This window comes from Colwellia sp. 5_MG-2023 (assembly GCF_030547795.1).
In the GTDB taxonomy this organism is placed as follows: domain Bacteria; phylum Pseudomonadota; class Gammaproteobacteria; order Enterobacterales; family Alteromonadaceae; genus Colwellia.
Genome location: NZ_JAUOPW010000026.1, coordinates 41,480 through 57,861 on the forward strand (window position 1 = coordinate 41,480; position 16,382 = coordinate 57,861).

Consider the following 16,382-nt stretch of genomic DNA (forward strand, 5'->3'; position numbering starts at 1 on the left):
TTAAGTTGGTTTTATTGTTTAGAACTTACCGACTAAGTTAATAAACCAACCTTTTGAATCGTAATTTAAATCAGTTAAATCATCACTAAAATCGGTAAAGTTATAACCAACACCTACTTTAAAGTGTTGACCGATATGACGATGCAAAGCAACCAACATACCGCTACGCTTATCGTCAGCTTCACTGACTTCAAGCATACGTCCTTCAATTAAGAAATCCCAATGTCTAATAACATGCCAATCAATTCTGGCAACATATAGGCTAGATGAACTATCGAACCATTCTCCAGCTTCTCTACCTGCTCGAATTTCACCTTTACGATGAGCTATTTTACCACCAATAGTCCAACGGGCGGTTAAATCGTAGTTCATATCAATGGCCGCAACATGACTGCGTTGTTGATAATCATTCTGCTGATAACTGGCAGTAAATTGTTCTGCAGGTGCTAAATCATATAAGTAGTTATAAGTTAGCAAAGCATTAAATCTATCGTTGGTAACAGGTCGATAAGCAAAACCTAAAAGCGCTTCGCTATAATCACTATTTAAACTTTCATCGATACTCGAATTACTAATAGCAAAATCAATACGTAATTGCGCTCGCCAATCAGGATTCACTTTATAAGAAAGGTTATTTCTAACTAAATAAGAGTCACGCTCTTCCAACGCTTGTTTGTCATTTCGATACTCTAACGCACCACCATATTTAAAATCTGTTGTCGCGTAATTGGCATTTACTACCACAGCATTACGCTCCAACGATGGGCGTCCAGGCTCTTCTTGCGTACCGTTCTCTAAGCTGAGTCCTAGCAACCAACGTTCACTTGGCAAATACTCAATACCGTAAGCATGTGTTAAACCAACACGATTATCTCCATGTTGATAGCGCTCTTCACCATAAACATTCACGGTATCACTATAGCGATGACGAATACCACTAACGAGCTGCCCATTTCGGCCACCTAAACCGTTATCAGTTCGGTCAGGATCCAGTGCATAATTTAAATAAATATTACTGGCATCATCATACTGATAATCAGTACCTATTAAGGCACCTAATCCTTGATTACCACCCGAGACTTCACCATTTAACTTAATGTTTTTAGATATTTGATAATTACCACCAAGACCCACACGGTTATTCGCTAATTTACTTTCGTCGTGCGTTAACGTTCCTTGTACAAAAGCGAGTAGCCCCCAATTAGCATCATGTTGATAGTCAACCTGTACCGCTAAATCGGTTCGTTTACCTATATTTTGTTGCTGAGCTTCTGTCGTAGCCTCACTATTTTCTGCGCGTAAACCGGCACTAATAGCCCATTGTTGATCAAGATCGTGACGTAAGTTTAGCTCGGCACTAAATTTATCTATACCGCCCTGCTCGTCTCTCGAGTCAACTTTCAAACTCGCTGCAGTGTCTTCCCCCACAGGTAGATTGATTTGAATACCCGCTTGCTCAGTATCATATTGACTAAATTGACCAACGCCTGAAAAATCTGCATCACGGTTTTGCCAATAGATATTTCCTCGTCCATTATTGTCCAAACCTAAATCTTTAAAAAGAAATGCAGATTCGACGCGCAACGCCTGAGCTTTATCATCAGTTGCGACTGGCGCAGTTAAGTCGCCAAAGTGATAGCCACCATTATTGGAGCTAATACTTGTAACACCTTGCCCTTCGGTTTGAGCACCTTCTAATTTAATATAAGTTTGAGCAGAGTGACGATAGGTTAAATCAAGACCTTGTAACTTGTGGTCTTCAATCCCCATATCTTGCTTACTGCCACTAAAGCCTATTTTCCAGCTATCATTAACCCAATGGCTTATTCGTCCGCCAAGCGCTAAGTCATCTAACTCATCAAAACCCGGTGTATATTCATAATTAACCACTAAATAGGCCGAATGACCAGATAAACCACCTGTTCTAACCGTTTGATCATCTTGGCTAATAGAAGATAATGGTGTTGTTAATAAAACTCGTCCTTGAATCGCATTAATATCGTAATCAACACCCGCAACTAAAGGCTGTGAACTTAACACTAAACCAGAATCTTTATCACGTATTTCAATGGATAAACGTTCTGAGCCCTGGCTAATATCTTGATTGCCCAAATAGTATAATGAACCGCCTGTTCCACGGAATTCTTCGTAAGCGGCATTAGTACCTGCTTCAGCAGCAAATAAATCAACTTGCGTAGTACGCTCGCCAAATTCCGTTAATTTTTCACCATTCCAATCTAGACTAGCACCGTAGAGTCCGCGCTCAATACGAGAAAATTCTGTCTCATTTATATCAGAGATAAAATTACCCCACATTAAATGAGATTTATAATCGTTTATCTTGGCATAGAAACGACCTTGCGTAGGCGCGTCATCAACAAGTGTTGAATCATCGCCATAAACTGCATAATGGTTTTCTTCTTCTAACCGTCGTAATAAACTACTTGGGTCTTTCTTGTCAAAATTAGAAAATAAATCTTCTAACGGCTCTTCCGTTGAATCGATGCTGGTAGTGATGGTGTATTTATCACGCCACTTACCTTTTGCGTAAAAGGCAAGACGTCCATCAATGAATAGGTCGTCATCAAAGGCATCGTCCTGAGTCAAAAGTTTAGCCGCACCATTGGTAGAGTTTTTACCTAGGGTTATATCAGCTAAGCCAACATAGAACCAATCCTCTTTTTTCAATTCAAGATGACGTTGAAATAGTTCCCCATTACCATCTTTATCAAGTACTGCCACTTCCGCATTGAATTGCCCCGAAGGTATTATTTGTTGATTTACAAATTCACCTTGTTCGTTAACAGGTACTTGCTGACCTAAAAAGTAAACGTGATGTTCAGCTGGCACTTTTTCGCCATTAACCGTTAACGTTCCACCACTTAACGGGATATTTTGCAATACAAGTCGACTCTCGCCATAGCCACTTAATGTTGCTTGATTTACAGGTAAATCAGGACGTAGAGGTGTACTTGTAGGCATAGCCGAGAGTTGTGTTTCATCAAAATTGCCTTCACTATCATAGACTCTTAATAAGTAATGATATTCAGCCAATGGCGTATCAGGCAGTGCCCACTGAGCTTGAAGTGCTTTATTAAGTGAAATGATCGCAACAGGATCAGCCTGAGATGATTGCCTATTACTAAATACACGTACCTCTGCTTTATCAATAAAATTAAGATAATTGCTATAACCTTGCCAATATATTTGCCAATGTTCATCAATCTCTTGCAGCACAGGTGTCATATTTAATGCTGGTTTTATTGATAAATTATCATACTGTAACTTAATGTCAGCTTGATCCAAGGCAACATCAGTACAGCGTTGATGATCTGCATTACTACTTTGCTCTATGTCGTTCAATACTTGCCCATCAATACTAATCACTAAAGGACGAGCCTCTGTACTAGTAAACTGACAAACATCATTGCGCATCATCGACATCATAGGTTCAGGTATAACAACCTCATCATCAAACCAAGCATTTAATTCTACTCGACGATTTTGAGCTCTATCTTTTTCGGTTAAATTAGACGTGAGTGGTTCATTACTCCCTTTACCTTCAATAGTTATCGCGGTATCAGCCAATAACAATTTTTGTTGAAAATACTCAGCGACTACCTTGGCTCTAGCTATTGATAACGCTACATTGCTTTCATAAATTTTATGACTTCTGGTACTTAATGCTTGGCTATCAGCATGACCAACAAAATGTAATCGTACATTTTTCTTTCCTTTCAAGCTTTCAATAGCCTGATCAAACACTGATGTTAATTCATTGGACAGTGCATGTTTTCCTGAAGAAAAATGAACTTGAGGTAAGTTTTCCATCTCTAACGTTTTTGGTTCAAGCGCAAGAGTTGCCTGACTATTATTGGGTACATCAGGCAAGCCAAGGAAAACCCAAGATGCACTCGCTAAATTTTTCTCTGTATTCTCTTGTTTTTTAACAAGTACTTGACTGTTGTCTTCACTAACACGACCGGCGGAATCACGTGAAGTACAAACACTGGATTCTTCACAAAACTGCTCAGCAACAACAGGTATTGTGGTAGATATAGCAAGCGCGATTGAACTAGCTAGTAAACTGCGACGCACCATTAAATTACTCATTGCCAGCTCTCCTTACATTAACAACATCGTTAATATTTCCCTCATCCTGATATATTTCTTGTTCAATAATCAGTTCATATTGACAGTCACACTCTTGCCATAACTCTTCACTACTTTCGCGTAATAAAGTTAGGCGGCGTTCTATCAAGTCATCACTTTCATCATGCTTGGCATAAGCTAAACGTAAAATCGATGGTTTAAAGTGCAGCGCCTTAATCGCTGATTGCAACTGTTGTTGAGACTCATCATTCAACTTATCTCCTTCAAAAGCACCAGCACTTAGCTGAATACGCACAACACGGTGAATGGTCGCACCAAAGTTAGCTTTTACCATTTTACCGCGCGTTAAACGAACAACTCTTGGGTTTTCAGTCGTGATTCTAAAACCTGACGGTAAAGTACGTTCATCAATTTTAAGAATAAAATTAGATCCGCGCATTTCATTCGGTACACCAGCGCAAGCGATGTGATAACGGCCCTGTTCATCGGTAGTAACTACTAACCCCTTTGCCGTAGCTAAACGTACTGCGGGTATGCCAGCTTCATCCTTGTCTTGGTAACCATTAGCATTTAAGTCATCAAATACCTTTCCGATAATATCTGAACAATCAAATAACGGATCTGGCACAATACGTACGGTCGCGTCAGCAATATTAGTAACAACTAATTGACTTTGTAAATATCCACCCCATGCCTGATTGACATACTCTCCTTCGCCAACACCAGCTCCAATAATAGTAATAAGATCAATTTGATACTGTTGATTTGGGGTGAAATCTAAATCAGACCAAATAAGTTGGCGTTCAGTAACAAGTGGCTCAACTTTCTCGCCGTCAATAGTCGCAGAGCCTTCAACATATTTGAATCCTGGCGGCAATTGATCAATGACACTAAGCTGACTCAAACTAAAGTTTTGATTATTCGTGACAACAATAGAGTAAGGAACAAAATCACCACGAGAAGCATTTTTCACGTTAGTCGTTTTAATGACACCCAGCATTTCATTATCAATAGGATCAACAGGAATATGATTATTAATAATATTGCCTGATGGTAATAACGGGTCAATATTGAAAGTTAAGTAATACTGTGTTCCTTCGTCTCCGTCGGAAAAATCTGCCGATGTAGCACCACAAGTTTCAGGATCTTGAACACTAGCACTCAATGCAGGAGGACTATCTTGACGTTGTACCAACGCTGGATTTGGCGATGCAAGCACGTCGACAGTATTAGTACACGCTAACAATACTCTAGATACTCCGGGTAAATAACCCGTTGGTTCGGTTACGACAAGGGTGTAAACCCCTTTAGGTGCAGAATTAAAAATTAGAAATTGATAAACACCATCTGCCCCGGTGATTTGTTCTACATTATCTAAACCACCAACTAAATCACGTTCTGGATCAAAGCCTGCAGGCCCTTCAAAACGAACAGTAGCACCCGCAACAGGCTCTCGAGTTTTACTGTCATAAACAATGCCTGACGGATCAATCGGTAGGTTTTGATTTTCAATATCCTCACCAACCTCTAAGGTGATGTTACGAATAGTACCAAAAGATAAATCAACACCTGCTTCATCGGAAACACCATAACCATAAATGGCACCATTTTGTTCGTGCATAAAACGCACTTCATAAACACCCGGTGATAAACCTTCAAATAAATAACGACCATTACTGTCTGTTTTTACGACCGCAATAGGTGTGATATCTTGATTATTTTTAGGATTATCTCGTGTATCAATAAGCTGAACGGTCCAACCTTCAAGACCATTACCTTCATCTTCATCACGGTTGTGGTTACTATCTAACCATACCAAGCCGCTGATACTAGCGGGGTCTCTAAGTAACTCGCCAAAATCATAGTCAGTAAGATGACTAATATGTTCAGTAAAAATAATCTCGCTGAATGAATCATTGTGTAACTCACCACCATGACTACCAATACTGTCTAGTCCATCATCTACATCACTTGGCTGTGTTTCCGTTACCAGATAACCTTGGCTATTAGGTAATGGTAAATGTTCAAAGGTATAACGACCATCAACCCCAGTTAATACACTGCGAACCACCGGATGGCCATCAAGATCGATACCTTCAAGCTGTATAACAACATTTGGAATACCCGGCTCAGTTTCTGAACGGTTACCGTCTCGGTTTTGATCATTAAATACTCTGCCGCTTAATAGGCTACCTCGTTCGCCAAAGTTATAATCTACGCCGTTATTACCAGCAACAATGATAATATTACTAAATTGATCATTGCTAACTTCGCCCTCTAGACTACCGAGGTGCTCCTTACCATCGTGCCATGCTGCAGGCTGTGTTTGGCTAAGAACATAAGTGCCTGCACGTAATCCGACAAAGTTATACTTACCTTCACTATCGGTTACTTGAGTATATTCAACATTTTCATCTTCTTGCCAAGATTCAAGGCCTGTTAATGTGATAGTGACATCCGCAATCGTTAGTAATTCGTTTTCATCACGTTCACCATTATCATTTTCATCAACCCAAACCTCACCACTGAGTGACGCACCTTCTAACTCGGCAAAGTTATAGTTTTCAAGCTGTGTGTTTGATGCAAGTTGTATGTCAATAATGCTATCAGTTTGATAACTATCAGCAATAATTTGCTGGCCAATACTTTCTGCGCCATCTAAGTATTCAGTAGGCTGTGCTTCACTAATTTGATAACCGTTGACATCACTCGGGTCTAATGAGTCAAATAAATATCTCCCCTCGTCATCCGTTTTTACAGTACGAGAAACACTACTACCTAAGTGATCTTTGCCTGTTAAGGTAAGGTTGACATTGGCAATACCTGTTTCACTGGCTGTATAAAGGCCATCGGCATTAGCATCAATAAAAACAACACCGGCAATAGAAGCAATTGGCCATTCAGCAAAATTATACGCTTCTAACTTACTGGTTAATGTGATTTTAATGTTCGTGATTATATCGCTACCTTGACTATTAGGAACAATCACACCAGCAATACTTTCTTGGCCATCAAGATATTCAGTTGGATGCGTTTCTATCAAGCTATAGCCAGCAGCATCACTTGGTGGTAATTGCGTAAAGTGATATTGACCATCGGCATCAGTCTGTTGAACTAAATTGATCACTTGTCCGTTTTTACTGGTACCCGTTAATGTTAATTCAACATTAGCTAAGCCACTTTCAGTGGTATCTTTAAGACCATTTTTATTGTTATCAACAAAAACAACACCACTTAAACTACCTTGATATAACTCACCAAAATTATTGTTTGATAACGTCACCTTTGCTTTTAGCACTAAGCCAGTCAAATTATCTGAAGCAAGACTGTTTGCAACAATTACCCCTGCAATACTGTCTAAGCCATCGATATAATCTTTTGGCTGTACTTCACTAATTTGATAGCCGTTCTCATCACTAGGTTGTAATAAATCAAATAGGTATAAGCCATTTGCATCTGTCGTTGTATGACGCTCGACAACTGCACCAACATTATCTTTACCAGTTAAAGTAAGACTAACGTTTGCTATACCTACTTCATCTTTTGAATTAGCTAAATAAATACCATCAGCATCAGCATCAACAAAAACAGTACCCGTAATAGCCGCAATAGCCCACTCAGCAAAATTATAATTATCTAGCTTACTGTTTAAGTTAATTTGAATAGCGTCTAAGGTATCACTCGCTTCACTATTAGCAACGACGATACCGGCAATACTCTCTTTATTATCAAGATAGTCAGCAGGATGCGTTTCTATTAAGCGATAACCAGATGCGTTACTTGGTGGTAATTGGGTAAAGAGATAATAACCATTAGCATTTGTTTTCTGAACTAGGTTTATCGTCTCTCCATATAAACTCGTACCAACCAATGTCATTTCAACATTAGCGATCCCTGTTTCATTATTATTTTTAAGGCTATCTTGGTTAGCATCAATAAAAACAAAACCACTTAATTGACCTTTATAGACTTCACCAAAGTTATTGTTGGTAAGCTCTTGGTTCGCAATTAATTTAAGGCCCGTTAATATATCGCTACCACGGCTACTGGTTATAACAACGCCAGATATACTATCTAAACCATCGTTATAATCAGCGGGCTGTGTTTCAGTAATTTGATAACCATTACTATCGCTCGCATCTAATAGACCAAAATAATAAAAACCATTGGCATCGGTTGTGGTGGTTCGTGTTACTGCAATATCAGAAATATTTTTACCTGATAACGTTAATTCAACCCCAGCTAAAGCCCGTTTATTGATAGAGTATTGACCATTATTATTGTCATCAACAAAAACATAACCCGAAATTGAAGCCGTTGACCATTCTCCAAAATTATAATTTTCAAGTTGACTCGTTAGGGTTATTTGAATAGCAGTTAAACTATCACTACTCTCACTATTTGCCTGTACAACACCATTGATACTTTCTTGACCATCAAGATAATTAGTAGGATGTGTTTCTGTGACTATATAACCCGTAGCATTACTTGGTGGTAAGTTGGTAAAAAGATACTTACCATCAGCATCGGTTTGTTGTACTAGATTAAGTGTTTCTCCATTACTAGAAGTACCCGTTAAAGTTAACGTAACACCTGCAATCCCGTTATCACCAATATCTTTAAGGCCATTTTGATCCATATCTCCAAAAACAAAACCACTTAAGCTACCTTTATATAATTCACCAAAGTTATAGTTTTCTAAATTGGTATCGGCAATTAAATCAATACCGTTGATGTTGTCTGTGCTACGACTATTAGTAACCAAACTTCCTGAAGCATTATCTAAACCGTCATCAAAACTACTAGGCTGAACTTCACTAATATTATAACCAGCAGCATTGCTAGGAATAAGGTTATCAAATAAATAATTACCATCGACATCCGTGGTTTCGCTTAAATTAACAATGTTCCCATAAAGATCGGTACCACTTAAGTTAAGTGTAACCCCGGCAATACCTTCTTCATTACCATCTACTATCCCATCATCATTAAAGTCTGCATAAACCTGACCAGCAATAGACGATTTTGTAACCAGCACTATGTCACTATCAGTATTATTAGTGCTATCAGAATCGAAACCGGCGGTGGTAATAGTCGCTGTATTGGTACTCGTTCCACCTGGAGGATAAGTAATAAAGCGGACTGGCACGTCAATTATTACATTGCCACCATTATTGATGGTCTCCAAATCACAAACAAAACTTGTATTATTAGCCGCTCCAGTACAACTACCCTGAGCAGGAACCGGTGGTCCAGTTAATTCCATGCCTGCAGGTAAATTATTAGTTAGTTCTGAATCTGCACTATCCCCAGGACCATCATTAGCCACTATCATGGTCCAATTAAAGGGTTCGTATACAGTGACCGAGGTTTTAGACGGCGTAATATCAACCGTTAAATCGAGTTGAATCCGTAACGAGGTACTTTCATCTTCTGTATTATTACCTAAATTAGTATCGGTTTCATTAGAGCCTACTGTTGGAGTAATAGTGACGGTATCGCCTGTTGGCTTAGGTTGAGTATCAGCCTTAAAGAATAAATAACGCGTGTATGTATCATTAGCCTCTAACTGAGTAGTTGCGGGTAATTCACAGTGCATTGTCATGGTAGTAGCACCCGTTACCGAGCTTCCTACATTATCACAAATTGCAGTAGCGCCAATACAGCTACTATTACCTGCATCATCACATAAAAAAGTAAATTGTTTACCAGCTTCAGGTGCTAATATGGCGTCAAAATAGACACTAGTAGCGACAGAAGGACCACGATTGGTAATTTCCATTTTATAACGAATAACGTTATCAGTCGTTGCTGGGAATGCGGCAGGAGTTGGAGTCCAGCTTATAGGGTCTTCGACATCCGTGGTATTGATGAGTAAATCTAACTCTGCTGATTTAATGATTAAATTATTACTTTTATCATTATTAGTCAGATCGCTCTCTACTGTTGTCGTCTTAATTTCAGAAGCATTACCTAATGTCCAATCTGAGTTAGTATTTTCCCAACTTGGTCGTGCATTGAGTGTAATAGTATGAGTTTCATTACGATTTAAAGTACCGATAGTACACGTGAGCACATTACCACTAAGCGGATCACAGCTACCCTGTGTAGAAACCGCTGAAATTAGATCGTAAGTAAAACCAGCATCAGGATCAAAAGTATGGGTTACCACAACGCCTTCGGCTTGTGATGGGCCATTATTTCTAAAAGTAAGTACCTTGCTAACATCTGTACCCGCTTTTGCTGGGTTGGGGTTAATAGTTAATGCTGTCATCTCAACATCAGCAATAGGATCTACCGTTAAATTGATACTGGCACTATTGTTATTTGGGTTATTATCACCTAATACAGCGGAATCCACTTCTGCAGTATTCGTCAAAAGGCCATCAGCTAAAGGTCGATCAACCGTAATGGTAAAAATTGAAACATCACTCATGGCCATAGTAGAACCATTTTTCAATTCACAACGCACTGTGCCATTAATGACGGTACAATCGAATTTACTTGAATTATCAGTCACTACTATTGGTGTTTCATTAGGCGAAGCACTAATAATATTTGATAAATAACCAGGAATATCATCCGTCACTACTACGGCATCATTATCCGTTCCACTCAGTGTATTCGGACCATAGTTAGTTACTGTTAATGTATAAGTTGCTTGGCTTTCCGTTGTTTCTAGTACATCATTTGTACCGCTGGTTGTGCTAACACTTTTAGTAATACCTAAGTCAGCAATTAAAGTCGTACTTTCTACTCCTGCACCAGTACAGTGATTATGATCAACAGGGTCATCTTGGCCTAATGTTGTACCATTATCTTCATCTGTAGCACAAGCATTGTTAGTTAACGTACCTGCAGCATTTGCGGTTGTTACTATAGATAAATAAGTTGAAAAATTTCCATTTGATAATTGATTACTATATTCACAGGTAACTACTTCAGGGCCAGATCCTGTAACAGCACAAGTCCAGTTTGTTCCAGAAGAAGAAACATAGCTTTCATTCACATCTAGGATGTCAACGATTGTCACGATACCTGTAGTGGTTCTAGGTCCATTGTTTTTGACTCGCAGAGTACTGGTCATATTAGAGCCTTGTGCGACAGGATTTGGTCCTTTAGTTTTAAAAATTTCTAAATCAGCGCCATCAGCAACAACATCAAACGTGACTGAGTCAGTATTATTACTTGCAATAGGATCATCATTATCAGCATCAATCACGACGCTATTAACAACATTTACTCCTGTGGGAGGGACATTAGTTGTAATAATAATATTATCAGTTGTACCGACAGCATAAGAAGTTCGAGTACATGTTACCGGGTTAGCAGTACCAGCGGTGCCAGAACAACTCCAACCGGTGCCGATAGCACTTATAAACGTAAAATCACTCGGTAAGGTATCAACAACCGTTATATTACTGGCATCAAATGGACCATTATTGCGAGGAGATAAAGTAAATGTAACGGTTTCACCGCCAATAATTGGCGATGCGACTGTTTTAGTAATACTGAGATCAGTACCGGGATTAATGACAGTGTTTTCTGTTGTCGTATTGTTATTATCAATAGGGTCTTTAGTCGTTAATGATTCAGTTGAGACAGTAGCGCTGTTAGTAATAGTACCTGTAATAGCTCCTTCAACCTTGGTATTAATAATAATCGCAGGAGCATTGGTACCATTAATTAAAGAGTTTCGGGTACATGTGACTAACTGACTTGCACTACCACAGCTCCATCCCGAGCCGCTGTATGAAACATAACTAACGCCGTTAGGTAAAGTATTAATCACTTTAATATCTTCAGCATCATTAGGTCCGGCATTATTAACAATTAATGTGTAATAAAATTCACCGCCAGCAATAACAGGGTCAGCGCTATCACTCATTGTTAAACTGAGATCTGCACCATTATCAATAGTGGTATTTTGAGTTGAGCTATTATTTCCAGAATTAATATCACTAGACGAAGTTCCCGCTGTTGCGGTAACCGCTATATCTGCTCCTGTACTAGCACTCGTCTTAATAACGATATTTACATCGATATCAGCCAAGCTTGCCAAAGTACCAAAAGCACAATTTACTGTACCGGGTGTAGCTAAATCATGAACACAGCTACCATTATCAACTGATACAAAAGTGGTCGTTGCTGGTAAAGGAAAAACCAAGGTTACATCATTTGCTGTATCACTGGCATTGTTACTCACCTTAACAGCATAATTGATTTCCCCACCACGAGGCGCGGGATCTGGAGTATCTTCTAGTGTTGATACAAGCACATCAGCAGCAAAAATATTGGCGCTAAAAAGTGCAATAAAAAAAACTAAATAATATGAATTTTTCATAACTTCCTTTTTTATTATATTAATCATCAATGAATAACGTTTAATAACGACTCATAAACCACTTGAAATTTTTTAATAAAATCAAGTCTATGTAGGACAAAAATCTCAGAGTAATAATTTATCCTCTGATAAACCCACAACGGTTAAAACAATAAAAAAGTCACATATAAGTTTATTTTTTTATAAAATTAAATTATTAATACTATAAAAACACATAATTAAAACCTATAAAAACAGAAAGTTAAATAAAATACTGTAGTAGTTAAAATAAATAGAATCACTTCTTTTTAAATTTCCAGCAATATAAAATTCAAAAAAAATAAAAACCCTGTAATAATTTATTTTCTATGTGATACTATTTTATTATTAAGTTAAAAAAGTAGGAATAATCATGACTCAAAGACGAAACTTTATAAGAGCAATAATAGGCTCTGCTATTGCTACCAGTTTGCTACCTAATATTAGCAACGCTAAGACAACATCAAACACTAGCGCTAATGCTCACTCTCAAATAAAACCTAAGCGTTTAAAAGCAGGAGATACCATAGGTTTAATTACTCCTAGCAGTAACACATGGGAAGATGAGGAAATTCATTTCGCCATTGATGTACTTAAATCTTTTGGTTTCAAAGTAAAACAGGGCAAATATATTTTTGAGCGTAAAGGATATCTTGCAGGTAGTGATAAAAATCGTGCTTGGGATGTTAATAACATGTTCAAAGACAAAAATGTTGATGGTATTTTTTGTCTACGAGGTGGCTACGGATCTCCTCAAATCTTGCCCTATTTAGATTATGATCTTATCGCAAAAAATCCCAAAGCACTTATCGGATACAGTGATATAACAGCACTATTAAATGCAATTCATGCTCGTACCGGTTTAGTGACTTTTCATGGACCTATTGCCAAACAAAATTTCACTGAATACACCTTAAAAAGTTTTAAAGATGTATTATTTACTCCCAAAGCGAATATAGACCTTGGAACACCACCTCTTTTTGAAGCAAAAGAAGGCCAAGCGGAAAAAGACAATAGGCTAACATTAATCAATAAAGGGGTCGCACATGGGCAACTTATTGGCGGAAATCTTTCTTTGATGGTGAAATTAATAGGCACCCCTTTTGAACCAGATTACACCGATAAAATTTTATTTTTAGAAGATGTCGAGGAAGCGCCCTATCGCGTTGATGGTATGTTAACGCACTTAAAAATCTCTGGTCGATTAGATAAGCTCGCTGGTATTGTTTTTGGTAAATGTACCGATTGCACCGCAACAGGAAACTCATTAAGTATCGAAGAAGTAATTAAAGAGCGTTTAGGCGATTTAAATATTCCAGTATTAAAAGGCCTAATGATCGGGCATATTGATGATATATCGACAATACCTGTTGGCGCTATGGCAAAACTTGATGCAACCAACAAGCGATTAATATTAACTGAAACAGCAGTTAGCTAGATAACTTATGCATAATTTACTATTCGTATTATCTCAAGCGCTAGTTTTCCCCCAACAATCTGATATTTATTTAGAAGTTGTTGGTGATCCCCATTCAACTAAAGACTGGGTCTTTTTTGCTCCACACGAAACAGAGTTTGTTGCCAATCAATATGTTGCTAAGCAAGTCGTTGATAAAGGTGGGGTGTTTATTATTTTAAGGCAAGATGGTAAACGCCTTATTACTTTAAATATTGACGGCACAAAAGTAAAAATAGATCCCAACCGTATCTTTACGTCACATGGACGTATAGAAAGTATAAAAAAATTAAATCCAACTATTGCTGAACAAAAAAACTTGGTTAATAAAACCGAGCAATTAGCGGAAAATCTCAGCAAATTTGTACTCAAAGCGCTAAACGGAAACCAAAAGCCAACGGCATTAGTTGCTATGCATAACAACACTAATGGTTATGAAAATGACGGTAAAAATGGTGTTGGTGATGTCTCTATTATTCGTTATCAAAAAAAATTTTCTAGCGGGGCTAACTATTTAATTGATGTATCTCATGGCTCCTATGATGAAGATGACTTATATTTCATGACCGATAGAAAAGACTTTGAAGCAGCAAAAGAACATGGATGGAATGCCGTATTGCAAAACCCACAAGTCGCTTACGATCCATCAGAAGACGATGGTTCGTTATCTGTGTATGCTGAAATGAAAGGCTATCGTTATATCAATGTGGAAGCAGAAAGAGTCAATAATGGTTTTGGTGAAGATCACCTATCAGTACAAACTGAAATGGTTGATTTTGTCTTTTCATTACTAGAAGAAAATAATGAATAATAGTATCCCTTGCTTACCAACCTAAAAAGAAATATATTATTCTCATATTAAAATCAATAATGAATTATTTATGAAAATAAAACCTCACATTTCGTACATCGACAATCAAATGCATATAGAAAATGTGTCGGTAGAGTCCATAGCTAAGGACATTCCTACACCTTTTTATTGTTATTCTTATGCTGCCATTAAGGCTGCTTACTTAGAATACGAAGCCGCCTTCAGCGATTTAGATACAATGATATGTTATGCGGTAAAAGCAAATTCTAATCAAGCAATATTAAAAACACTGTCCGACTTAGGTGCTGGGGCTGATGTGGTTTCCGAAGGTGAAATAAGAAGAGCATTAAGTGCCGGTATACCTGCTAATAAAATTGTCTTTTCAGGTGTAGCTAAAACTGAAGCTGAAATATCCTTGGCCCTGGATAATGATATTTTTCAGTTTAACGTTGAGTCTGAGCCTGAGTTATTATTAATTAGTCAAATAGCCACTAGAAAAAATAAGTCTCCTGCGATTTCACTTAGAGTAAACCCTAATGTTTGTGCTAAAACACATGAAAAAATAACCACCGGAAAATCAGAAAACAAGTTTGGTATTCCAATAGCTAAAGCGAGAGAGGTTTATCGCTATGCTGCTTCATTACCAAATATCATCGTTCAGGGTGTCGATGTGCATATTGGCTCTCAATTAATAGATCTAGTACCTTTCGAAGAAGCGTTCAATAAGGTTGCAGAATTTGTTACTGTGTTAAAAGCTGATGGACATAAAATCTCTATTATTGATATTGGTGGCGGTTTAGGCATAGATTACAGTGAAGATGAGATTGAACCTGACAAAAATGCTTATGCAACCATAGTTAAACATTGCCTTAGTCATTTAGATTGTAAAATAATTATTGAACCAGGCAGGTCAATTGTTGGGAATGCAGGTGTACTTGTATCAAGTGTTGTTTATGTTAAAAAAGGGGAAGAGCGACAGTTTTTAATTTTAGATGCTGGTATGAATGACCTTGTTAGACCAAGTATGTATGATGCTTATCATCAAATAAAACCAATTAGTAATGCTATAACAGAAACCTCCCATTACGATATTGTTGGTCCGGTTTGTGAGACTGGCGACACCTTCTCGAAAAATAGAGAGTTACCGACTGCAAAAGCAGGTGATCTCATTGGTATTTTAAGCTGTGGCGCCTATGGTACTGTTATGTCTTCAACCTATAACACTCGCCTCAACGCACCTGAAATCATGGTTAATGATAAACAATTCGCAGTGATTAAATCGCGTTTAAGTTATGAAGAAGTTATTGCTCAAGATATAATTCCTAATTGGTTATTAAAATAATGTACGGGTATTTGTCCGGGCATTTGTAGAGGCGTTTGTAGGGGCGACTTCAGTCGCCTGAGCACAATAAACGCCGATAACGCTGTATTATGTTATATCCCATTATTAGGCGAATAAATTCGCCCCTACGGTGATGATAATCAATTCCTTCGTAGGGTTTATTCTTTATCGGACGAATAAATTCGCCCCTACGGTGATGATAATTAATTCTTTCGTTGGACGTTTTCTATATGGGCGTTTTTGTAGAGGCGTTTGTAGGGGCGACTTCAGTCGCCTGTTCACAATACACATCAATAAC

The 16,382-nt window shown here is 38.0% G+C and carries 5 protein-coding genes; 3 read left to right on the forward strand and 2 right to left on the reverse strand.

Annotated features, from left to right (window positions below):
* Window positions 1-18 precede the first annotated feature (18 nt).
* Together Q4496_RS14890 and Q4496_RS14895 are read right to left on the reverse strand one after the other, a co-directional pair.
* The gene (locus tag Q4496_RS14890) at window positions 19-4,113 is read right to left on the reverse strand and encodes an OmpA family protein (RefSeq protein ID WP_303610753.1); all 4,095 of its coding nucleotides are present in this window, start codon (window positions 4,111-4,113) and stop codon (window positions 19-21) included.
* Entirely contained in the window at window positions 4,106-12,457 is an 8,352-nt protein-coding gene (locus tag Q4496_RS14895) for an SdrD B-like domain-containing protein (RefSeq protein WP_303610754.1), read from the reverse strand. The genes Q4496_RS14890 and Q4496_RS14895 overlap by 8 nt, the downstream gene beginning before the upstream one ends.
* Window positions 12,458-12,848: 391 nt before the next feature.
* Here Q4496_RS14895 and Q4496_RS14900 point away from each other — a divergent pair, with 391 nt between their 5' ends.
* The 3 genes from Q4496_RS14900 to lysA all read left to right on the forward strand — a co-directional run bounded on the left by Q4496_RS14900 (window position 12,849) and on the right by lysA (window position 16,084).
* Window positions 12,849-13,913 (forward strand): LD-carboxypeptidase, encoded by a 1,065-nt coding sequence (locus tag Q4496_RS14900; RefSeq protein ID WP_215971275.1) that lies wholly within the window; start codon window positions 12,849-12,851, stop codon window positions 13,911-13,913.
* Window positions 13,914-13,920: 7 nt separating this feature from the next.
* A complete protein-coding gene (locus tag Q4496_RS14905) occupies window positions 13,921-14,742 on the forward strand; it encodes a hypothetical protein (RefSeq protein WP_215971276.1) in 822 nt (273 codons plus the stop codon).
* 70 nt (window positions 14,743-14,812) lie between these two features.
* Entirely contained in the window at window positions 14,813-16,084 is a 1,272-nt protein-coding gene (gene lysA / locus Q4496_RS14910; protein ID WP_303610755.1) for a diaminopimelate decarboxylase, read from the forward strand.
* Window positions 16,085-16,382: the final 298 nt, after the last annotated feature.

Coding starts and splice junctions, on each gene's coding strand:
- Q4496_RS14895 (WP_303610754.1), bottom strand. CDS start 12,457: ATGAAAAATTCATATTATTTAGTTTTTTTTATTGCACTTTTTAGCGCC.
- lysA (WP_303610755.1), top strand. CDS start 14,813: ATGAAAATAAAACCTCACATTTCGTACATCGACAATCAAATGCATATA.
- Q4496_RS14905 (WP_215971276.1), top strand. CDS start 13,921: ATGCATAATTTACTATTCGTATTATCTCAAGCGCTAGTTTTCCCCCAA.
- Q4496_RS14890 (WP_303610753.1), bottom strand. CDS start 4,113: ATGAGTAATTTAATGGTGCGTCGCAGTTTACTAGCTAGTTCAATCGCG.
- Q4496_RS14900 (WP_215971275.1), top strand. CDS start 12,849: ATGACTCAAAGACGAAACTTTATAAGAGCAATAATAGGCTCTGCTATT.